Source organism: Paraburkholderia azotifigens (assembly GCF_007995085.1).
Classification (GTDB): domain Bacteria; phylum Pseudomonadota; class Gammaproteobacteria; order Burkholderiales; family Burkholderiaceae; genus Paraburkholderia; species Paraburkholderia azotifigens.
In genome coordinates, this window is record NZ_VOQS01000003.1 from 2,726,844 (window position 1) to 2,748,153 (window position 21,310).

General features: G+C 61.3%; 22 protein-coding genes and 2 pseudogenes. 10 read left to right on the forward strand and 14 right to left on the reverse strand.

The window, feature by feature from the left end:
* Positions 1-16: 16 nt before the first annotated feature.
* Entirely contained in the window at positions 17-1,303 is a 1,287-nt protein-coding gene (locus FRZ40_RS29460; RefSeq protein ID WP_147236459.1) for an MFS transporter, read from the reverse strand.
* Between the two features lie 123 nt (positions 1,304-1,426).
* Between FRZ40_RS29460 and FRZ40_RS29465 the strand changes: the two genes are divergently transcribed.
* From FRZ40_RS29465 to FRZ40_RS29480, 4 genes are all read left to right on the forward strand, one after another.
* Positions 1,427-2,071, forward strand: coding sequence for a helix-turn-helix domain-containing protein (locus tag FRZ40_RS29465; RefSeq protein ID WP_028367838.1), 645 nt, complete (start codon positions 1,427-1,429; stop codon positions 2,069-2,071).
* Positions 2,072-2,131: 60 nt separating this feature from the next.
* Positions 2,132-2,527 (forward strand): ester cyclase, encoded by a 396-nt coding sequence (locus FRZ40_RS29470; RefSeq protein ID WP_028367839.1) that lies wholly within the window; start codon positions 2,132-2,134, stop codon positions 2,525-2,527.
* A gap of 93 nt (positions 2,528-2,620) precedes the next feature.
* Positions 2,621-3,280 (forward strand): M24 family metallopeptidase, encoded by a 660-nt coding sequence (locus FRZ40_RS29475; protein ID WP_147236460.1) that lies wholly within the window; start codon positions 2,621-2,623, stop codon positions 3,278-3,280.
* Between the two features lie 46 nt (positions 3,281-3,326).
* The gene (locus FRZ40_RS29480) at positions 3,327-3,482 is read left to right on the forward strand and encodes a hypothetical protein (protein WP_240057313.1); all 156 of its coding nucleotides are present in this window, start codon (positions 3,327-3,329) and stop codon (positions 3,480-3,482) included.
* 80 nt (positions 3,483-3,562) lie between these two features.
* Here FRZ40_RS29480 and metE read toward each other — a convergent pair whose 3' ends face one another.
* Positions 3,563-5,854: a 5-methyltetrahydropteroyltriglutamate--homocysteine S-methyltransferase gene (gene metE, locus FRZ40_RS29485; RefSeq protein WP_147236461.1), complete on the reverse strand. Its 2,292-nt coding sequence runs from the start codon at positions 5,852-5,854 to the stop codon at positions 3,563-3,565.
* A 66-nt stretch (positions 5,855-5,920) separates the two neighbouring features.
* Between metE and FRZ40_RS29490 the strand changes: the two genes are divergently transcribed.
* Entirely contained in the window at positions 5,921-6,874 is a 954-nt protein-coding gene (locus FRZ40_RS29490) for a LysR family transcriptional regulator (RefSeq protein ID WP_028367842.1), read from the forward strand.
* A 270-nt stretch (positions 6,875-7,144) separates the two neighbouring features.
* On the opposite strand, the gene FRZ40_RS29495 is transcribed toward FRZ40_RS29490, so the two are convergent.
* The 5 genes and pseudogenes from FRZ40_RS29495 to FRZ40_RS29515 all read right to left on the reverse strand — a co-directional run bounded on the left by FRZ40_RS29495 (position 7,145) and on the right by FRZ40_RS29515 (position 12,288).
* Positions 7,145-7,894, reverse strand: coding sequence for a BON domain-containing protein (locus FRZ40_RS29495; protein ID WP_147236462.1), 750 nt, complete (start codon positions 7,892-7,894; stop codon positions 7,145-7,147).
* 219 nt (positions 7,895-8,113) lie between these two features.
* Positions 8,114-8,589, reverse strand: a pseudogene (locus FRZ40_RS29500) (CreA family protein).
* 179 nt (positions 8,590-8,768) lie between these two features.
* Entirely contained in the window at positions 8,769-10,244 is a 1,476-nt protein-coding gene (locus FRZ40_RS29505) for a hybrid sensor histidine kinase/response regulator (RefSeq protein ID WP_420873898.1), read from the reverse strand.
* Positions 10,238-10,690 carry a response regulator gene (locus FRZ40_RS29510; protein ID WP_028367846.1) on the reverse strand — a complete coding sequence of 151 codons (453 nt, stop codon included), beginning with the start codon at positions 10,688-10,690 and terminating at the stop codon, positions 10,238-10,240. The genes FRZ40_RS29505 and FRZ40_RS29510 overlap by 7 nt, the downstream gene beginning before the upstream one ends.
* Positions 10,691-10,693: 3 nt before the next feature.
* Positions 10,694-12,288: pseudogene (locus tag FRZ40_RS29515) on the reverse strand (sensor histidine kinase).
* 269 nt (positions 12,289-12,557) lie between these two features.
* On the opposite strand from FRZ40_RS29515, the gene FRZ40_RS29520 reads away from it, so the two are divergent.
* On the forward strand, positions 12,558-12,878 hold the full coding sequence (locus FRZ40_RS29520) for a hypothetical protein (RefSeq protein WP_028367848.1): 321 nt from the start codon (positions 12,558-12,560) through the stop codon (positions 12,876-12,878).
* Between the two features lie 59 nt (positions 12,879-12,937).
* On the opposite strand, the gene FRZ40_RS29525 is transcribed toward FRZ40_RS29520, so the two are convergent.
* The 4 genes from FRZ40_RS29525 to FRZ40_RS29540 form a co-directional block, all read right to left on the reverse strand.
* Complete coding sequence (locus tag FRZ40_RS29525) at positions 12,938-13,222, reverse strand: c-type cytochrome (protein WP_051446436.1); 285 nt, start codon at positions 13,220-13,222, stop codon at positions 12,938-12,940.
* A 108-nt stretch (positions 13,223-13,330) separates the two neighbouring features.
* Entirely contained in the window at positions 13,331-14,362 is a 1,032-nt protein-coding gene (locus FRZ40_RS29530; RefSeq protein WP_147236464.1) for an Acg family FMN-binding oxidoreductase, read from the reverse strand.
* A 167-nt stretch (positions 14,363-14,529) separates the two neighbouring features.
* Entirely contained in the window at positions 14,530-15,315 is a 786-nt protein-coding gene (fnr, locus tag FRZ40_RS29535) for a fumarate/nitrate reduction transcriptional regulator Fnr (protein WP_147236465.1), read from the reverse strand.
* Positions 15,316-15,484: 169 nt separating this feature from the next.
* A complete protein-coding gene (locus FRZ40_RS29540; RefSeq protein ID WP_028367852.1) occupies positions 15,485-16,129 on the reverse strand; it encodes a response regulator in 645 nt (214 codons plus the stop codon).
* Between the two features lie 321 nt (positions 16,130-16,450).
* Here FRZ40_RS29540 and FRZ40_RS29545 point away from each other — a divergent pair, with 321 nt between their 5' ends.
* Positions 16,451-16,921 (forward strand): universal stress protein, encoded by a 471-nt coding sequence (locus FRZ40_RS29545; RefSeq protein ID WP_147236466.1) that lies wholly within the window; start codon positions 16,451-16,453, stop codon positions 16,919-16,921.
* A gap of 170 nt (positions 16,922-17,091) precedes the next feature.
* Here the strand turns inward: FRZ40_RS29545 and FRZ40_RS29550 are convergent, their stop codons facing one another.
* The 3 genes from FRZ40_RS29550 to FRZ40_RS29560 are packed head-to-tail and all read right to left on the reverse strand — an operon-like array spanning position 17,092 to position 19,281.
* Positions 17,092-17,925 carry a universal stress protein gene (locus FRZ40_RS29550; RefSeq protein WP_147236467.1) on the reverse strand — a complete coding sequence of 278 codons (834 nt, stop codon included), beginning with the start codon at positions 17,923-17,925 and terminating at the stop codon, positions 17,092-17,094.
* Positions 17,922-18,425, reverse strand: coding sequence for a universal stress protein (locus FRZ40_RS29555; RefSeq protein ID WP_147236468.1), 504 nt, complete (start codon positions 18,423-18,425; stop codon positions 17,922-17,924). Before FRZ40_RS29555 ends, FRZ40_RS29550 begins: the two co-directional genes overlap by 4 nt.
* A 16-nt stretch (positions 18,426-18,441) precedes the next feature.
* Complete coding sequence (locus FRZ40_RS29560; RefSeq protein WP_028367856.1) at positions 18,442-19,281, reverse strand: universal stress protein; 840 nt, start codon at positions 19,279-19,281, stop codon at positions 18,442-18,444.
* 173 nt (positions 19,282-19,454) lie between these two features.
* Here FRZ40_RS29560 and FRZ40_RS29565 point away from each other — a divergent pair, with 173 nt between their 5' ends.
* Genes FRZ40_RS29565 through FRZ40_RS29575 form a run of 3 tightly spaced genes read left to right on the forward strand, consistent with a single transcriptional unit; the run spans position 19,455 to position 21,270 of the window.
* The gene (locus tag FRZ40_RS29565; protein WP_147236469.1) at positions 19,455-19,946 is read left to right on the forward strand and encodes a hypothetical protein; all 492 of its coding nucleotides are present in this window, start codon (positions 19,455-19,457) and stop codon (positions 19,944-19,946) included.
* 1 nt (position 19,947) lies between these two features.
* Entirely contained in the window at positions 19,948-20,694 is a 747-nt protein-coding gene (locus FRZ40_RS29570) for a beta-ketoacyl-ACP reductase (RefSeq protein WP_028367858.1), read from the forward strand.
* A gap of 45 nt (positions 20,695-20,739) precedes the next feature.
* Positions 20,740-21,270 (forward strand): NADPH-dependent FMN reductase family protein, encoded by a 531-nt coding sequence (locus tag FRZ40_RS29575; RefSeq protein WP_147236470.1) that lies wholly within the window; start codon positions 20,740-20,742, stop codon positions 21,268-21,270.
* Positions 21,271-21,310: the final 40 nt, after the last annotated feature.

Genomic DNA, 21,310 nt, shown 5'->3' on the forward strand with positions numbered 1-21,310 from the left:
TGAATCCGTATAGAGGTCAGTTGAGCGCCTCGCCCGTGCGGTCGCGCAGCCAGATCACGGGCACGAGCGAGACCGCGCAGGCCGCCGCGACATACCATGCGGGCGCGAGCGGGTTGCCCGTCAGCGCGACCAGCCAGCTCGCGACGAACGGCGAAAAGCCGCCGAAGAACGACGCGCTCACCACATAGGTTAGCGCGATGCCCGTCGCGCGCACATGTTTCGGGAACAACTCGGGGATCATCACGAGCACGGGCACGATCTGTCCGGCGACGAACAGCGCGAGAAAAGCGGACACGGCGCACAGCATGAACGCCGACGGTTGCGCCGACAACCACGCGAACGCGGGATAGACGCTCAGCAGCAGAATGACGCGCGACACGACCAGCACGCGCTTGCGGCTGAAGCGGTCGGCGAGCTTGCCTGCGATGGGCGCCGCGACGAACAGCACGAGCGAGCTGATCACGCCCGACGCGACGGATGCCGTCGACGACAGATGCAGCGTGCGTACGGCATGGCTCGGCAGAAAGAACGCGGTGATGTAGACGGACACCGAGCCGCCGAGTTCGGCGAAGGTGCCGAGGATCGTCAGCCTGAGATGCGTGGTGAGTGCCGCCTTCAACGCGCCGCGCCGATGTGTGCCCGCCGCCGACGCATCGCTGAGCGTCTCTTCGAGGCGCCTGCGGATCAGCATGCCGACAGGCGCCGCGACGATGCCGAGCACGAACGGAACCCGCCAGCCCCACGCGAGCACCGCGTCTTTGGGCAGCGTCACGTTGATGAGCGTCGCGACGGCCGCGCCGAGCGCAAGGCCGAGCGCCGTGGCCGAGAAGTTCCAGCTGGCGAAGAACGCGCGCGTCGAGTCCGATGCATATTCGACGAGCAGCGTCGTGCCGGGACCGAACTCGCCGCCCGCCGCGAAGCCCTGGATCAGCCGCGCCGCGAGCACGATGAAGGGCGCGGCCATGCCCGCGACTGCGTAGGTCGGTGCGCATGCAATCAGCGCGCAGCTCAGCGCCATCAGCATGATGGTCAGCACCATCGCCTTCTTGCGGCCCGCACGGTCCGCGTAAGCGCCGATCACGATGCCGCCGAGCGGCCGCACCACGAAGCCGACGCCGAACACGCCGATCGACAGCAGGAACTGGTTCACGGGCGACGCCGACGGGAAGAACAGTTGCCCGATCTGGATCGCGAAGAAGCTGTAGATCGTGAAGTCGTAAAACTCCAGCGCCGTGCCGAGCGTCGTCGCGGCGATCACCTGGGTCTTCGACAAACCGGCTTTTTCCAATGCAAGCGTTGACACGGCGACCGCTCCTTGAAGGACTGGCTGGGACTAACGGGAAACTGGTATCGACGCGAGTTATCATATACGAGAAAAAATAAATTCTCGTATACGACAAAACCCCGAGTTATCCAGAGTCCCGTCATGGCCAAATCCGTCGCGCGCAGCGAGTCCCCGTCGACCGGGACTTCGTCCCAGATCGATCATCAGGCGGTCGGCGCGCGGCTGCGCGATGCGCGCAAGGCGCGCGGCCTGACGTTGATGCAGTTGTCGGAGCAGTCGGGAATTGCCGTATCGACGATCTCGAAGGCGGAGCGCGGCGATATCGCGCTGACCTACGACAAGTTCGCAGCGCTCGCGCATGCGCTGCAAGTCGAGTTCGACGCCATTTTCGGGCGCGCGAAGCGTGGGGGCGCGAGTCCTATCGTGCCGACTTTTACGGCGTCGGGCGAGCAGATGATCTACGACACGCCGAACTATGAATACGGGATGCTCGCGAACGATCTGACGGGCAAGCGCATGGTGCCGATGCGCGCGCATGTGCGGGCGCGCAAGCTCAGCGATTTTCCCGACTACATACGCCATAGCGGCGAGGAATTCGTGTTCCTGCTGAACGGCTCTCTGGAACTGCGCTTCGAAACGGGCGCGGTGTTTCAGCTGAAACCGGGCGACAGCCTGTACTTCGACAGCGCCGTCGGCCACGTCTACCTGAGCACGGGAAAAAAGCCCGCCGAAGTGCTCGTGTGCTGCGTGGACACAGACGCGCAGCGGCCCGCCGACGCGATCTGAACGCGGCATGCGGCGCGCGTAACATGACCGCTTGTGCCATCACGCGCGAGGGCTGTCGTCATGAGCGGGACCGATCTGCCGGAGATCTACCGGGGCTACATCGCATGTCTGAACGGGCAGGACTGGGCGACGCTCGCGCAGTTCGTCGACGACGACGTCGTCTACAACGGTGTCCGCATCGGCTTGTCCGGCTATCGGGCGATGCTGGAGCGCGACTTTCGCGAGATCCCCGATCTTCACTTCGACATTGCGCTGCTCGTCGCCGAACCGCCTTTGATCGCGAGCCGGCTGCAGTTCCACTGTTCGCCTGCAGGGACGTTTCTTGGGCTCGCTGTCGATGGAAAGAAGGTGTCGTTTGCCGAGAACGTGTTCTACCGGTTTCGCGGCGGCAAGATCAGCGATGTGTGGTCCGTGATCGACAAGACGGCGATCGAGGCGCAGCTTTCGCTCGATTGACCGCCTATCCCGGCGTCAAAACGCGATATATTCACGCATACATATCGAATGCAAATCTGACATTTGCAAGTAGCGACGACAAGGACATACACGTTGAACACGACACGCAAGGAAGCCGTCGGCGAACATTACTCGCTGGACGCGATGCAGCACGCCAGAACCATGACCTGGCGCGCCGTCGACGCGATCGCGGCCGAAGTCCGGCCGGGCATGGCCGAATCGGAAGCGAATGCGCTGGCGCTGCGCGTTCTCAAGGATCTGGGCATGGACCGCATCTGGCATCCCGTGCTGGTGCGCTTCGGCGAAAACACGTTGCGAACCTTCAAGCAGCGCTCGAACGGCGATCCCGTACTGGCGGACAACGATATTTTCTTCATCGACCTCGGCGCCGTGTGGGCGAAGCACGAAGGCGATGCAGGCGCGACGTTCGTGTGCGGCGACGACCCCGACATGCATGCGTGCGCCGAGGCGGCGCGCACGATCTACGGCGAAGTCGAACAGCATTGGCGCACGACGGGTTGTGCGGGCATCGCGCTGTATGACCACGCCGCGCAGCGGGCGAACGCGCACGGCGTTCGCCTGAACGTCGACATCAAGGGGCATCGCGTCAGCGATTTTCCTCACGCCATTTACAAAGCCGGCGATCTCGGCGACTTCGACGCGACGCCCGCTGCGGGCCTGTGGATTCTGGAGATCCAGATTGCGCATCCGACGCGGCCGTTCGGCGCGTTCCATGAAGATCTGCTGGTCTGATCGGCGATGTTCATCCGCCAGCTCGAGTACCTCGTCAGGCGATAACGTGCGGCGCGCGTTGCTGATGCACGAACTGACGCGCGAAATCGGCCTTGTCGCGCGCAACCGCGAAGCGATGTCGCCGCTCGTCGCCGCGTTCTGGCGTTGCGCCGAAGGACTGCATTTGCAGGACGAATTCGACGCGCTGCTGCCCGTGTGCTGAACATCTGTCCGGACTCGATGCGATAAAAAAAGGCCGCCTTCGCAGGTGGCCTTTCGTCGTCATCGCACGAAACCGTTCGATCAGAAGTGCTGGCGCAGCGTCTGCGCGGCCGCCACCATGTTCTTCAATGCGGGAATCACTTCTTCCCACGCACGCGTCTTCAGACCGCAATCCGGGTTCACCCACAAGCGTTCGGCGGGAATCCGCCCGGCCGCTTTCTTCATCAGCGTCACGATATGGTCCTGACTCGGAATGTTGGGCGAGTGAATGTCGTACACGCCGGGGCCGATCTGGTTCGGATAGTTGAAGTCGTCGAACGCGTCGAGCAGTTCCATATCCGAGCGGGAGGTTTCGATCGTAATCACGTCGGCGTCCATATCCGCGATCGACGCGATGATATCGTTGAACTCCGAATAGCACATATGCGTATGGATCTGCGTTTCGTCCTGCACGCCGTTCGCGGCGATGCGGAACGATTCCACCGCCCATTGCAGGTATTGATTCCATTGCGAGCGACGCAGCGGCAGTCCTTCGCGTAAAGCCGCTTCGTCGATCTGGATCACGCGCACGCCTGCCTTCTCGAGATCCAGCACTTCTTCGCGGATCGCCAGTGCGAGTTGACGGCACGACACCGGGCGCGGCTGGTCGTCGCGTACGAACGACCAGTTCAGGATCGTCACCGGGCCCGTCAGCATGCCTTTCATTGGCTTCGCGGTTTGCGATTGCGCATAGCGGATCCATTCGACCGTCATCGCCTTCGGACGGCTGATGTCGCCGAACAGAATGGGCGGCTTCACGCAGCGTGAACCGTACGACTGCACCCAGCCGAACTGGCTGAACACGTAACCGTCGAGTTGCTCGCCGAAGTATTCGACCATGTCGTTGCGTTCGGCTTCGCCATGCACGAGCACGTCGAGTCCGAGCGCTTCCTGCTCCTTCACGGCGCGCGTGATTTCGCGTTCCATCGCGAGCCTGTAGCCCGCGTGATCGAGTGCGCCCGCCTTGAACTGGTTGCGCGCGTGACGGATGTCGCGCGTCTGCGGAAACGATCCTATCGTGGTCGTCGGGAACGCGGGCAGCTTCAGAATGGCAGCCTGCTTGCCGGCGCGTTGCGCGTAAGCGCTGGCGCGCTGGCCGAGCGACGCGTCGATCTTCGCGAGCGCGGCCTTCACAGCCGGGTTGTGTACGCGAGGCGAGTTGCGGCGGCTTTCGATCGCTTTCGCATTAGCTTCGAGTTCTGCCGCCACCGATGCGCGGCCATTGTTCAACGCGCGCGCCAGCACCGTCAGCTCGTCGAGTTTCTGCAGCGCAAACGCGAGCCATGACCGGATGTCGGCGTCGAGCTTCTGCTCGCTGTTCAGATCGACAGGCGAGTGCAGCAGCGAGCACGACGGCGCGATCCACAGCCGTTCGCCGAGCGTCTCGTGCAGCGGTTCGAGCCATTCGAGTGCGGCGTTCAGATCGGTCTTCCAGACATTGCGGCCATTGATCGCGCCAACCGACAGCACGGCCGTATCAGGAAGCGTCGCGGCAACTTGCGCGACTTCATCGCGCGCATTGACGGCGTCGATATGCAGACCGTCGACGGGCAGCTTGCAGGCGAGTTCGAGGTTCTCCTTCAACTGCCCGAAGTAGGTGGCAAGCAGCAGACGCACGCGGCGCGCCGAGAGCGCATCGTAGGCGGTGACGAATGCTTCGCGCCACTTCGCGTCGAGTTCTGTCACGAGTATGGGCTCGTCGATCTGCACCCAGTCGATGCCCTGCGCCGTGAAATAGTCGAGCAGCGCCGCGTACACGGGCAGCAGGCGCGGCAACAGCGCGAGCTTGCCGGAGTCGTCCTTCGCCTTGCCCAGCCACAGATACGTCACCGGTCCGACGATCACCGGCTTCGCTTTCACGCCGAGTGCGCGTGCTTGTGCGAGTTGTTCGAGCAAACGCGAAGGATCGAGCGAGAACTGCGTGTTGGCATCGAACTCGGGGACGATGTAGTGATAGTTCGTATCGAACCACTTGGTCATTTCACCCGCGGCCACGCCGCCGCAGCACGCAACGTGATCGTCGGCGCCTTGCGCGGAACGGCCTCGCGCGACGCGGAAATAGTTGTCGAGCGCATCGCCATGAAAGCCGCGCACCCGCTCGGGCAGATTGCCAAGCGTGAAGCTCATGTCGAGCACCTGGTCGTAGAACGCGAAGTCGCCGACGGGCGCCAGGTCCAGACGTGCCTGATCTTGCCAGTGACGCGCGCGAAGCTGCGCAGCGACGGCCTTCAGTTCGTCGCGCGACGACTCGTTCTTCCAGTATTTTTCGAGGGCGAATTTCAGCTCGCGTTGTGCGCCGATGCGCGGAAAGCCCAGATTGTGTGTCGTGACCATTTTTTATATGCCGTCCAGAAAAGAGAAGCTGGAAGCGATGATAGAATTTTCGATGTATGAATAAAAATGGATTTATTTCATACATGGATTAATTCTGCTCATGGAGTCGCGATGCTGGAGCGCAGTCATCTGATGCTGGTCAGGGAAGTGGAGCGGCAGGGCTCGCTGACGGGCGCCGCCGACAAACTGAATCTCACCCAATCGGCGTTGAGCCACACCGTGAAGAAGCTCGAACAGCAACTCGGCACGCCTGTCTGGATGCGCGAGGGCCGCTCGATGCGCCTCACGCAGGCAGGCCAATATCTGCTGGGCCTCGCCAACCGTCTGCTGCCGCAGTTCGAGCACGCGGAAGAGCGCATGAAGCAGTACGCGCAAGGCGAGCGGGGCACGTTGCGCATCGGCATGGAGTGTCACCCGTGCTACCAGTGGCTGCTGAAGGTGGTGTCGCCGTATCTCGCGCGCTGGCCGGATGTCGATGTCGACGTGAAGCAGCGTTTTCAGTTCGGCGGGATTGGCGCGCTGTTCGGCTATGACATCGACGTGCTCGTCACACCGGATCCCCTCAACAAGCCGGGTTTGCGCTTTCAGCCGGTGTTCGACTACGAGCAGGTGCTGGTCGTCGGCGACGGGCATGCGCTCGCGGACGAGGCTTATGTAACGCCGGAGCATCTGTCGGCGGAAGTGCTGATCACGTATCCCGTCGAAACCGACCGGCTCGATATCTACACGCAGTTCCTCACGCCCGCGAACGTCGTGCCGCGCCGGCACAAGATCATCGAGACCACGGACATCATGCTGCAGATGGTCGCTAGCGGCCGCGGCGTCGCGGCGCTGCCGCGCTGGCTCGCGGAGGAGTACGCGGGATGGATGCCGCTCACGCCGCTGCGGCTCGGCAAGAAGGGCATCGCGAAGCAGATCTTTCTCGGCACGCGCGAAGCGGACGATGCGATCGATTATCTGAGCGCGTTCGTTGCAATGGCGCGCGAGGCGGATTGGACGGGCGCGCGGCTTCGTGACTAGCCCATGCTCGCAGTGCATGCCGCGAGCATGGGCTCGTCTGCCTCAGTTCTCGCTGACGCGCATACACGAGTCGCAATCCGTCGCGCTCGCTGCCCTCGACGCGTTGCGGCGCACCGGCAGGCCGCCATCCCGCTTCGCCGATCCGTTCGAGCAGCACGCCATATCCGTCATCGGCATCGCCATGCGGCCGCAAAGACGCCGCATACACCGGCTGAAAGCAGAGCATGGCCGCTCCAGCAGCGGTTTCAGTTGGCGCACGGCGCCAACTCGTTATTTTATGCAGATCCTATGCCGGTTAAATGCATTTGCTATCGATGTCCGGCGTCGCATACGTGGTCTCGACATCGAATGTATGTGGTCGTGTACCCGCCGCACTTCAGGATGACTTTGAACGACAGCGCTTACGTAGGCACGCTCGTCGACAGCGGGCAATGGGCCAAGCAGGGTGACAACCCCATCCCGCACCTCGACCTTGATTGCGTCGGCTCGCATTTCGGCGGCGACGCGCAACGCGGTGCGGATTCGGGCTGAAACCTCCATCTGGATCTGGCGGTCGCTGACACGAAGCTCATTGCTGATCGACATGATGCTTCGCAGCGGCAGAAGTACTGTCTCGGCGAGTTTTCGCTGATAGGACCAATCCACCCGGCCGGAAAGGGTTACGCATCCATTGCTAACGGTTACCGTCACCGCGCCGGATGGCAGGCACGCCCGCCATTTCAGCGTATCCAGCACGGCGTCGCGAATCTCGGCGTCGCTACGGCGTAAATCGGGAGGCACATTGACGATCAGTTCCGTCGCCACGGATGCAACACCTTGCACGTCTTCCGCGGCCTCGCGTGCTGCGACACGCGCGGCGCAGCTCGATACCGTACCTGTCAAGACGGCGCGGCCGTGGCGCACATCGACCAGAATGGACTCGCGGCTCAATAAGGGATCGCGACGAATGCTTTCAACGATGCAATTCGTGAGGTCGCCATCTCGCGGCGAAATGTTGAAGGTCGCTGCTGTCGCGTTCACGGAATCCTCCTGTACCGGGGCTAAGGATTGCTCATAGTGACTCACCGACACGCGTACCTATTCTTGATTGATATCAATAAACCTTGCATGGACTCACTCCGTCACCTTCCTCTAGAGATCAGAAAACGCATAGGCAGCATAAGAGCCGCATGGCCCCGTGCGCGCTGGCGTGCCGCGCACCGAAAGCGACCTCGAAACAGCAGCGGGTTTGGGGCGTCTTTATTCACCCATCTGTCTTCCCCGCGTCGGCAGCCGGATCATGTCGACGTGACCGGGCAGGTCCCCGACAACTCGTTTTCCGTGTAACTGAAATACAGCACAGTCAGGCGGCTCGAATCGAGTATCCGAAATACATGCACGGTCCTGAAAATGGGATCCGTTGATGCGTCGAACACTTGAGCGCGTTGCGGCAGCTTGCCGTGCGTCTCCAGTTTGCCCACCTGATGACAGGACACTGCTGCATCGGACGTGCGGGTGGCCGGCGCGTTATCACCCAAAGACCTTTCGTCTTCCGATTGGGAGACGTAGCAGGTCACGCCTCGTAGTAAAGGGTCGTCGAATGCGGAAATACTGATCTGCCCGCCATAGCGGTGCGAATGAGTTGCGATTCTCGCTAATTCCTCACCTTCAACCGGGAGGGCTACGAAGGTGGCGAGAATTGCCGAACTACAGAGTATTGCAAGACGATGCGCCATAATGTGTCTCCCGTTCCTGTACGACATGCCAGAACGAAAGCCATTGAAGGACGTCTGGCCGGTTAAGCCAGCTTAAGAGGCTGCATCTTTTAACGATTGACCGATATCAACGGACAATCAAGCCCCGTCAGAACCTTTCGCGCAAAGCGCGCCCAATCGCAACGCGGTATTGCAGGAATTCAGGGGCTTCTCGTCTCAACAGCGGAGAGCGGCAGCAGAACGGTCAATGCGAAGCCTTGACCGGGAGCGGTCCGGACGGTTAGTTCGCCGCTCAAGGCCGCGACTCGTTCGCGCATACCCATCAAACCAAACGAGCCTGGAGACGGTCGCAAACCGTTCTGGCAACCGCGCCCATTGTCGACGATACGCACGACGCAATGCGGGTTGCTGCGCGCGATCTCCAGCGTCACCCGGCTCGCGCCGGCATGACGTGCCACGTTGGTCAACGCCTCCTGAACAATTCGAAACACGGCCGTGGAACTGTCATCGTTGAAGTCGATGTCGTCCGCGTCGATATGCTGAACGACGTAGATCGCGTATCGCGACGAAAACCGTTCTATGAACCACTCTATAGCTGGCAGCAGACCCAGATCGTCGAGCATGGCGGGGCGCAGGTCGGTCGCTATGCGTCGTACGGAAACGACCATCTGATCGATTAGCGCATAGACGTTGCTCATATCGATGCTTCCCGTCGTCGGGTCGACATTTCCGGCAAGACTGCAATTTTTCGCGCATTCGATTTTTAGCGCCGCCAGTTGCTGGCCGAAGTCGTCATGCAGTTCGCGTGCAATCCGGGTTTTTTCCTCCTCGCGGGCGCGCTGGATGTTCGCCGAAAGCCGCTTCAGTTCTTCTTGCGATGCCCGCAGCGCTTCGTCGGCCAGTCGACGCTCCGTGACGTCGATAATCCATCCGACCATGCGGTAGGCTTCTCCGGACTCATTCCACAGTGCCTGGCCTCTCGCGTGTATCCAACGGTATTCATCCGTTTTTGTGCGTATGCGGTATTCGATTTCATAGGCGCATCTTTGCGCGAGGTGTTCCGCGAGTTGTGTCCTGACTCGTTCGACGTCGTCGGGATGTATCAGATCGAGGACAAGTTGGTGGTCGTTGGGCAGTTCGTGCACCTCGTACCCCACGATTTCCCTGAATTGGGGCGACAGATAGACTGCACCTGTCTGTGGATTCCAATCCCACAGTCCGGCGCTTGCGCCCCTCACTGCCAGCTGGAATCGCTCCTCGCTTTCCTTCAGCGCTATCGCGATCCGATGGCGCTCTATCGCATAGCGTATGGCGCGGCCGAGCTCCGACGAACTGATGTCCCGCTTCGACAGATAGTCCTGTGCGCCTTCCTGAATAGCCCTCAATCCCACCGACATATCTTCCAGTCCGGTCAGCACCAGTACGGGCAGTTGGGCCGCATGCTGCTGCAACGTTCTGAACGTGCCGATTCCTTGTGCGTCGGGCAACCCGAGGTCCAGGAGCACGATATCGAATTGACTCGACTGAATCTTGCTGCATGCGTCCGACAACAGGGTCGCATGGATCAGCCGATGCTGGAAATCCAGCACATCAGACAGTGCTTCCTTGATCAGCAAAGCGTCCGTGGGGCTGTCCTCGACGAGCAGGATTCGGACTTCTGGCAGCTCGTTCATGATCTGGCGGAGGGCAGAGTCACCACGCCAAACCAGAACTCGCTGATTCTGCGTACAACCTCTATAAATCGGTTGAAGTCGACTGGCTTGGTGATATAGCAGTTCGCATGCAGTCCATATGTCCTCGCCACATCTTCTTCCGATTTGGAAGTCGTCAACACGACGACGGGGATGTTCATCAGTTCGGGATCTGCCTTCAGTTCCTGGAGAACTTCGCGGCCACTCTTTTTAGGAAGGTTGAGATCGAGAATGATCAATCCGGGGCGAGGTGCGTTGCCATGCTTTCCTTCGCGCCTCAGGAATTCCATCGCCGCGACCCCATCTTCGGCGACATGCAACGGATTGAGCAACTTGTAGTAATCGAACGCTTCACGCGTAATCATGACGTCAGTCGGGCTATCCTCAACGAGAAGGATATGGATCAGATCGTCGGCGGTCTGGGTATGCATGAACTACCCCCCCGAGTTGTGCTGTGACGGGATACGGTCTTCCGTTCCCGCGTGAAGCGTGAAGAAGACTGTCGTGCCGTTGCCCGGTTCGGACTCGACCCAGATGCGGCCTCCGTGCTGCTCGACGATACGCTTGCATAGCGCAAGGCCGATCCCTGTCCCCGGGTAGTCGGCCCGGGAATGAAGACGCTGAAAAATCATGAATATGCGGTCGAAGTATTGCGCGTCGATGCCGATTCCATTGTCCTTCACCGAAATCACCCAACTGTCGCCTTCACGCGTTGCAACGACGTCGACGCAGACAGCCCGATCGGCCTGCCGGAACTTGACCGCATTGCCGATCAGATTCTGAAAGAGCAGTGCGATTTGCGTCGGAATCGCCATGACGGAAGGCAGTGCCCCCGAGTGATCTGCGCACCGGACTCGTGCAGCACGACGCTCAAGCTTTTCAGCGCCATGTCGAGTGCGTCGGCACATTCGGTCAATTGCGGAATTGCGCCTGATCGTCCGACCCGGGAATACGAGAGCAAGTCGTCAATCAGCTTTTGCATCCGCGTGGCACCATCCACGGCATGCATGATGAACTCATCTGCACGTGCGTCGAGCTGCCCTTGATAGCGGCGCTGGAGCAGCTGAAGCGGGCCCGCGACGGCACGTAACGGTTCCTGAAGATCGTGGGACGCCACGTACGCAAACTGTTCGAGATCCTGGTTCGAGCGCGCAAGCTCTTCCGTCCTGCGGATGAGTTCCTGCTCGGCGCGCTTTCTCTCCGAGATGTCGACAATGGCGGCAATCACGAAGTTTTCGTTGGAGGTGCGCACGGGGTTGAGACCGATCTCCACAGGAAACTCCATACCGTCCTGACGCCGGCCGTACAGGTCACGCCCCATGCCCATCGGGCGTGGTTTCAGATCATGCAGATAGGCGGACCGGGACACCTGATGGCCTGTCCGAAAGCGTTCCGGCACAAGCGTTTCGATGGACTTCCCGAACAACTGGTCGCGACGGTAACCGAACAGATTTTCGGTCTGCGCATTCACGAGGACGATCTTTCCTTCCTGGTCCACCATCACCATCGCATTGGGCGCTGCTTCCACCACTTGCCGGAAGCGCTCCTCCAGACGTCTGCGTTCGGTGATATCGACGATGGCGGCCAGTACGAATATGCCCTCGTTCGTCGTAACCGGGTTCAGCCCGATTTCGACGGGAACTTCGGTACCGTCCTTTCGTAGCGCAAAAAGGTCGCGGCCCGTCCCCATCGGTCTGCTGCTAAGGTTGCCGTAGAACATGTTGCGATAGTCGGGATGCGCGCCGCGCAGACGCTCGGGCACCAGCCTGTCGACACTGCTCCCGACGAGTTCGTCGCGCGGATAGCCGAACAGCCTTTCCGCCTGCGCGTTGACTAGAACGATCAGACCGTCCCGGTCGGCCATGACCATCGCGTTGGGCGCAGCTTCCACGACTTGCCGGAAGAGTTCGTGAGTCAGGCTGCTTAACTGCTTGTACGGCTCCATTCGATCTCCGTCGTTTAAAGAAGCAACCAGCACGTCGACGCTGCCTGGCCGCGGCGCCGCTCGTGCCACGGGGCGGTAGCTCATTTATAGCCTACGCACATACGAAATATGATCGCTCGTTTCCGCTTCGTTGTGTGCTGTCGTCACAGCTTCGCCTCGCCAGAGAGGACATTCGGGTTTTCCCTTTCCCGCGGCGGCCGTACGAGGGGGAGCCCGGAACCGCCATGCCCTTGTGAGCGTGGTCGAAGCGATTGATACAAGTCAACGACGACAGTTCTGTGCACGCCATGATGTCTGGGTGGCGTGCGTGGCTCGCATGGCGCGCTGAAAGTCGGCATCGAACGGAGGCGAAGATGGGTATTGGCATGCAGATCGTCTACCTGGGCTTCTGTGGGACGGCGCGACTGGAAGGCGAGGCTGCCGCGCAACTGGTACGGCTGGAACGCTACAGCGGGCTGCTTTCAAATTGCCATCTGGCAATCGAACAGGTGCATTCAGCATCGGCCAGGCCGAGCTACGACGTCCGCCTCGATCTGATCACTCGCACGCGCGACTTCAAACCCATCGAACATTGTTCAAGCGAAGACGCGGAACAGGCGGTCCGCTGCGCGTTCGACGCTGCGGAAAGGGAACTTCAGGCGGCCGAGAATGCGGCGAAGCATCGGCGGCAATGACGTCGGGCCGATGCAGGCAAGTCAGCGACCGCCCCTGGCGATCACGCCCGTTCCCGGGTTCATTGCGACATGACCCACTCGATCAGTTTGTGCGCATCTTCGGCAGACAACGCGCCGCCACGTTCGGGCGGCAGTGGCATGGGCGTGTCTCCCCAATGCGCGCGACCGCCTTTTCTCAGCTTGATTTCGAGCATCGCCTTCGCATCGGGCACATCCCGATACCGGTCCGCGATCTGACGAAACGAAGGCGCAAGAAAGGGCGCATCTGACGTGTGACAGAACATGCAATGCTGCTGGTCGACCAGTTCGGTCGGTTCATCGACTCGCGCATTGGCCGTGTTCATTCCAGTGAAAATGAAAACCGCAATGCTGGTATGCAGGAAAAAGCAGCGGGCGAGGCTCACGACAAGGCTCCTTGATGGATTGGCAATGCGAGGTGAACGGATTTCGCATCAGTCGAGAATGGTCGACAAAGATCGTCTCGGCGAATGGTCGACGTGCGGACCGCGGCCCATACGCAGCAGCAGCTGCGGTATCGCATCGATGTTCAGCAGCGCTGCGAGCGCTTCTCTCAGCGACGTGACTTCGATAGGCTGATTGAGGTACGAGGCGGTCACTCCCCTCGACGCCGCGAGCAGCAGCATGCGTTCGAGCGCCTGGCCGGTCGCCAGCCAGGCCTCGCGGTCGTCGCGTACCGTTGCGATGCCGACGAACAGCGGCGACCCTTCGACAAGCCGCTGATGCGTGGCCGGGGCGCCGACACCGACGTCGAACACGCGAACGACCGACGTGACCAGCGGCGCCGCGATATCAAGCAGCCCGCCGACAGCCGCGCCGTACGCGGGCATACCGTCGTTCCGGCGGCTCGAATGAATCCAGCTCGCAAGCTCTCTGCGAAACCGTGCGTCGGCAAATTGCGCGGAGTCCGCCTCGGCGATCAACTGGGCGATCGCCTGACGCGCGGTCTCCGCGTCCACGCAGGTCGCGATGGCGCCTTCCGCATCGCAGGCCGCGACCAGTTCCGTTTGCAGTTGCGGATCGACGGGTTCGTTGGCGAATGGCGCGCGGGTTGTGACGCGGGTCGTCAATGCACTGAACAGAGTGGCGAGTTCCGCGTCGAGATGCCCGTCTCGCGAGACACGCAGCTGCACGACGATATCGGGGTCGAACTCGGAGGGGAACACGGTGATTGCATAGGACAGCCCGAAATAGCTCAATGCGACTCGCAGGTTAAGCACGGCTGCACCACAACTTATGAGCAGTTCACGATCAAACGGATCGACAACGGGCAACGCCCGCGTCCGGTCCGCGCACACCTGGACCGTAGAGCCGTCGACGATGAACCGCCAGGGCTGTGTGTTGTGATTGGAGGGGGCGAGAATGGCGTACTGAAGTGCAAATCGCAACTGTTGTTCAAGCGACGCACGAGCATCGAAGTCCGTCTCGTTCAGCTCCCATGCGCGGAGGGTTATCGCGTTGTTCATGTCAGATATTCCTTGGCCCGTGCGACGATGGCGCTGTTCGCATTCATCGTCGCATGTCATGGCAACTCATCTTTGAGACAAATCAAGGTCTTGATTGACACCATCAGCCCGTGCGCCTCTCGTCTCTCGTGCCACTGAACCGGCAGCGTCCGTTTACCGTCGTGCGCTCAGACCTTCGCGAGGCGCTCGGGGTCGACGATCCGGACCGTCTTGCCGTTTGCTCGAACGAGATGCTCGCGCTGAAACTTCGAAAACATGCGGCTTACGGTTTCGAGCTTCATTCCGAGGTAACAACCGATTTCCTCGCGTGTCATGCGCAGATTGAACTCGGCGGCCGAGAATCCGCGCGTCTTGAAGCGCCGGGAGAGATTGAGAAGAAACGAAGCTACGCGCTGTTCTGCCGACATGGTGCCGAGCAGCATCATCTGCACGGACTCACGCACGATTTCGCCGCTCATCATCTGATAGATGTGATGCTGCATCGACTTTACCTCGCGGCAGATGATCTCGAGTTGCGCGAACGGAATAATGCAGACAACGCTGTCCTCGAGCGCGATCGCATCGCAGTTGTGCTGGCCGGCGCAGACGCCGTCGAACCCGAGCGCGTCGCCCGCGATCTCGAAGCCCGTCACATGCTCGCGACCGTCGCGGTGCATGACGACCGTTTTGAACGAGCCGGCTCGTATCGCGTAGATGCTCTTGAAATGGTCGCCGGCACGATACAGCGTGTCGCCGCGTTTAACGGCCCTCGTCGTGCAGATGACTGCGTCGAGTTTCGACAGATCGTCTGCGCTCAGATCGGCCGGCATGCAGATGGAGCGCATCGAACACGACGAGCAGCGCGTCGTGGCCGGGCGCGTCGGGTTGCACGGCTCGACGGGCCGAATCGGAATAATCTCGGCAGTCGCGTGTTCCGGGACGTGACTGGAAGCCAGCGTGTTTGCGTCAAACATGTTTGTCTCCTCAACCCTCGTCTGCGCGCGCATGTGCGCGGCGCTTTGCGATGAATCAAGTATCGGCGCGCTTATCGCAAAAAAACATCGGAGGCGCTTGAAGAGGAGATAGGACGCGAGGTAATCAAACTAGGAAAATTCCTACCAACGCTGACAAACAAACGGCTATCTATAACTCGTCGTCATCGACGAGCTTGTAACGAATCGCATAACGCACGAGCGCGTTCTCATTTGGCAACTGCATTTTCTCGAGCACGCGCGTTTTGTGGGTGCTGACGGTCTTGACGCTCACACATAGTTCGTGGGCGATCTCCGTAATGCTCTGACCGGATACGATTCGTCTGAAGACATCGAACTCCCGATCCGAAAGACGTTGATGCGGTAACGCTTCCGCGGGCTCGTTGAGGGTTTGGGCGAAGCGTTCAGCCATTGCCAGGCTGATGTACACGCCGCCACCGGCTATCTTTGTGACCGCGTTGACGAGTTCCCCACTCGCGCTTTCCTTCGTCAGATAGCCGGCCGCGCCCGCCTTGAATGCGCGCACCGCGTACTGCTGCTCAGCGTGCATCGTCAGCACGAGGATGCGCAGCGCGGGTTGCTCGTCCTTGATCTGCTTGATGAGTTCGATGCCGTTGCGACCGGGCATGGTCAGGTCCAGAACCAGCACGTGCGCTTGCGTGGAGCGAATGAGCGCGATGGTGGTCGCGCCATCCCACGCTTCGCCGGCCACCTCGAAGCCGCTTGCGTTCTGAAGTATGTGGCGCAAGCCGTCGCGTACGAGTGCGTGGTCGTCCGCCAACAGTACCTTGATCATGGTTGCGTTTCTTCCTGTCTGACAGATTGCAGGGGGAAACTTGACCGTTTTTGCAAAATTGCGGTCTGTCGCGCCGATCGGGCATTGGGCGGGACAAAGCATCGATATGTTCCGATTCTACGCGTTTGCATGTCACGCGCGTGACCCTAAATAATTTACTTTTTGTGCGCTTACATAAAAAATGGCTCGCGTGCCGTATTTGCGGGACCAGCGTCCGGTTGACCTGAGTCAATCGGTGACGTCGAGACAGGAACACACTGCCTTTCATGCGCATCGATACCCGTTTCCAGGTGGCCGACGCATCACGACGGGAGGTTGATCATGTATGACCGGATTCTTGTTGCGCTTGACGACAGCGCGAGCGCGCAGATGGCGCTCGGTGAAGCGGTCAGGCTCGCGAAACTCTCTCGCGGCGTGGTGTATGCGCTGTCGGTCGTGGACCGCGGCCGATGGCCCGCGGAGGCAACCGCACGGTACGACTTCGAACCCGAACCGTCGGCCGCGTCGAACGCCGCCACGCGCATATTCGACGAGGCGAACGCGCTGTTTCGGGAGTCGGGCGTCAGTGGGAAGACGCGCGCAATCGATGCATATGGTGAAACTGTCCCGGAAGTGCTCGCTCGCGCGGCGGAAGAATGCGATGCCGATATCATCGTGATGGGTACGCACGGAAGGCGGGGCGCGCAGCGGTTTTTCCTCGGCAGCGTCGCGGAGTCGCTCGTGCGTTCGTCGCAGAGGCCTGTCCTGCTGGTCCGGCATGATGGTTCAGGCGACGCTCAAGCGAAAGCGTGACGCGTCGCAATAACGCGGCGTCTCGTTCATGCACGTGCGGCTCGCACGCGACTCTTCTGTCGCCTTGCCTGTGCGGCCGCGCGGTGTGACGCCGACCGACGCGCATCGGTGTCACACCATTGTCTGCGTCGGCGCCGGTCTCACGCCGATGCGATGGCGTTCACTCAATCTCAATGCGACATCAGCACCGGCAAGGTCATCGATTCCAGCATTGTCCGCGTCACGCCGCCGAATACGCGTTCGCGTGCGCGGGAATGGCCGTAAGCGCCCATCACGAGCAGATCGATGTGCATATCCGACGCCCGGCTGAGCAAGGTGGCGCCGGCACTCGCGCCGATGTGCGCGCGCCGCGTAGAAAACGATGCGGTCACGCCGTGCGTATCGAGCCATGCCGCGACGTCGATTCCTACGGGCCTCTCGCGTGCCCCATCGGCGGGCTGCACGATGTCGACCGTCACGTAACGCGCGTTCTCGAGCAGCGGCAGCGCGTCAGCCACGGCGCGAGCGGCCTCCCGGCTGCCGTCCCACGCGATCAGAACGTTTTCGCCCAGCGCCTGCACGCTGCCTGCATGAGGTACGACGAGCGCCGGACAACCCGCATCGAGCACCAGATTGCCGACGAAATTGGGCGCCACATACGATGCAGCGTCTCTCGAGTCGTCCTGGCCCAGGATCAACAGGTCGGCATGACGCGCATGGAGCAGGGCGACTTCCGGCGCGGGTCCGCGCGGCGCGCGCCATTCGACGCTGCGGTGGCCCGCCCGTTCCGCCGCGGCGAGAAAACTGTCATGCGCTTTCTGCAGGAGCCCGGCGCGGCGTCCTTCGAGTTCCGCGAACGGACGGCTGCCGATCTGCCTGAGCGCGCCGGGCAGCAGTTCGGTGCAAACGGCATACAGGCCAATGAGATGCGCATCCCAGCGCCTGGCGAGATCAAGTGAAAGGGCGATTCTCGCTGCGCTGTGACGGCTATCGTCAATGTGGACGAGCAAGGTCTTGTAGGTCATGTCAGTTCCTTTTCGACGGGGATGTCGGTCGACGTTTCCCCGGTCGAGCCGGCGGTGCGCGCTGGAATCATCAGGACAGGACAGGCTGCGCCTCGCAACACCCGTTCGGCGACGCTTCCCAGCACCATCCGCCGGAAACCTCGCCGTCCATGCGTGCCCATGACGATGAGATCGGCATGCCACTCGCCAGCCGTTTCATTGACGCGATGGGCGACATCCTCTCCCGGCGGCGCGACTTCGACGACACGCGGCACGCCTGTCACGCTGCGTATTGCGATTCGTGCGCTCGCATCGGAGGCGATACGCTTGCCTTCTTCCTCGAAAGCGTCCCGGATGATGGAAGGATCGAAGCCGGGGACGTCGTAGGCGATCACGGGCACGTCGATCACATACAGCGGCAGAACCTCGGCGCCGTGTTCGACGGCGAGATCGAGAGCGATATCGAGGGCGCGCGACGCGGTGTCGCTGCCGTCGAGTGCGATGAGTATGCGTTTGTACATGACAAACCTTCCACGGCTAGTGTGAATAGAGAACGGGTACGGTCATCGACCGGAGCAGCGTTCGCGTGGCGCCGCCCATCACCAGTTCACGCAGACGCGTGTGGGCGTACGCACCCATCACGACGAGATCGCAACCGAGGTCGGCCGCCTGGGACAACAGCACTTCCCCGACGGGTGCGTAGCGCTCGACGTTGACTTCGCGCACTTCGACCTTTACGCCATGACGCGCGAGCGTCACCGCAATGTCGGCGCCCGGAATGCGTCGTCCCGTCGGCTCGTCGCGATCCGCGTTGACCGTGAGCAGGGTGACGTTGGCAGCGTCCGACAGAAAGGGCATCGCATCGTGCAGTGCGCGGGTCGCTTCGCGGCTGCCGTCCCATGCGATCAGCACCTGCTTGCCGCAGTCCGCGAATGTGCCGCTCGACGGCATCACGAGCACGGGCCGGCCGGCCGCCATGATCAGATTCTCGATGAACTGCTCGGCGACGAACGACTCGGGATCGTCGAGATCCGTCTGGCTTGCGACGACCAGATCGGCAAGGCGCGCATACGGCGGCATCGATTCGTTTGGATAGCCTTCGGCCGCGATCCACTGTCCGTCGACTTCGAGCCGGGCCAGTTCGGCGTGAAAGAGACGTTTGAGTTCGTCGCACTTGTCCTTCCGTTGGCGCTCGTGTTCGGCGTAATAGCTGGCCGTGCCCGCCATGATGAAGAGGGCCTGCGAATCTGGAACGTACGCCGAAAAGACACCCGTCAGTCTCGCGTGGAAGCGGTGCGCCAACTGCAACGCAAATTCGAGCCGCGCGCGTGCATGCGTACTGGTATCCAGATGAACAAGAATGCTTCTGTAGCTCATCGCCATTGCTCCCGATGGAATGCGGATTAGCGGGCGGCGCCCGGGTGCAATGGAGTCTATGACGCGCTATCCGAGGTCGATTGATGCATGTCAATCGCAATGCAGTACGCGCGGCTAGAGTGGACATCGAAGCGTGCCGACGCACGCACTGCATTGCACAAGGAGCAAGGATCATGAACCGGTTACCAGACTTCGCTGCGCCGCTGGAGATTTGCCAGGCCGAACTCGCTGAGCCGATCCGACTGACGGAGCTTGCGGAAGACTGGCGGCGCGATCTGAACGCATTGGAGAGCCGGAGCATCAGACGGGATCGCGATGCCATACGTCGCGTCGAGGCGGCGCTGGCGCAATCCGGCGATTCGTATGCTTTCACATCCGCCCTGCAGGCCGCGATGCGGGCCTATGCGAACGAGACACTTTCAATCTGGGGCGACGCGGCGCTGAATACCGCGCAGCGTCAGGCCGAACTGATCGACGAACTCACGCGCCTGTCGGGTGCATGGAGACTGTTCTGGTTCGCGCCGCTGCAAAAGCTGCCCGGCGCCGAGGCGCCCCTCGGCAGTTTCAGCGCATGGCTGCGCGCCTGTCAGGACGAAATGCTGAGCGTCGTCCGCTCGACACCGACGCAGTCACGCACGCCCGCCCATACGGCAATGGGAGCGTGACATGAAAACAGACCGTGTGGCTTTTGTCACGGGCGGCATGGGCGGCCTTGGCGCGGCGATCAGCAGGGCGCTTCACGACGCGGGAATCAACGTGGCCATGTCGTATTCGGCGCGTAACGATCACGTCGCGACATGGCTGATGAAGGAGCGCGATGCAGGCCGCAATTTTCACGCGTACGAGGCCGACGTTGCCGACTTCGATTCGTGCGCGCGGTGCGCGCGCCGCGTGCTCGACGAACTCGGGAAAGTCGACATCCTGATCAACAATGCAGGCATCACGCGCGATTCGACTTTCGCGCGCATGAGCAAGACCGATTGGGACAGCGTGCTGCATACCGACCTTGACGGCCTCTTCAACATGACGAAGCCGTTCTTGCCAGGCATGGTGGAACGCGGATACGGGCGTATCGTCAATATCGGGTCGGTGAACGGATCACGGGGTGCATTCGGGCAGACCAACTATTCGGCTGCCAAGGCCGGCGTGCATGGATTCACCAAGGCGCTTGCGCTCGAAGTCGCGAAGCGAGGCGTCACAGTCAACACCGTATCGCCGGGATATCTCGCAACGGCGATGGTGGAAGCCGTGCCGCGCGACGTCATGGAAACGAAGATCTTGCCGCAAATCCCCGTCGGGCGTCTTGGGCGGCCGGAGGAAGTGGCTGCGCTGGTTGCGTTTCTCTGTTCCGATAGCGCGGCTTTCATCACAGGCGCCGACCTGGCCATCAATGGCGGAATGCACATGGAATGATGGCCGCGCGGAAGATTGCACGCGGGCGTTCAGATGGAGATATGCATGTCGGAAGCGAGCAACGCATTTCTGGTCGTGTACTTCTCGCGCAGCGGCAGGACGCGGCGCATTGCCGAAATGCTGGCCTCGGAACTCGGCGCCGACGTCGAGCCGATTTGCGAGCGCAACTCAGGCGGCGCTCAAGGACGCAAGCGCGGCTATGTACGGTCGCTGCTCGACGCATGGTTCGAACGGCCGGCCGACCTGTTGCCTGCGCTACATGACGTATCGCGTTACGACGTCGTGGTGGTGGCGTCCGCGGTCTGGGCGAGCCACGCTTCTGCGCCTGCTGTGACGTGGCTGAAGGAGCATGGCGGACGCATCCCGCGTCTTGCGCTGTTCTGCTGCGTGCGCCGCCGAGGCCACAAACAGGCGTTGAAGCAGATGATGCACGCGGCGGGCAAGCCAGCCGTCGCGTGCTGCGTGGTCACAGACCGTGATGTGCGTACCCGTGTCGACGGGGTAAAGCGTCAGGCGTTTGCGCGGAAGATCAGGCATCAGCTGCCGGATCGGTTCGAAAAGGAGGGGACGATGTAACCGTTCCGCAGGGAACGCATCGTCGCTATTTTCAGCACGC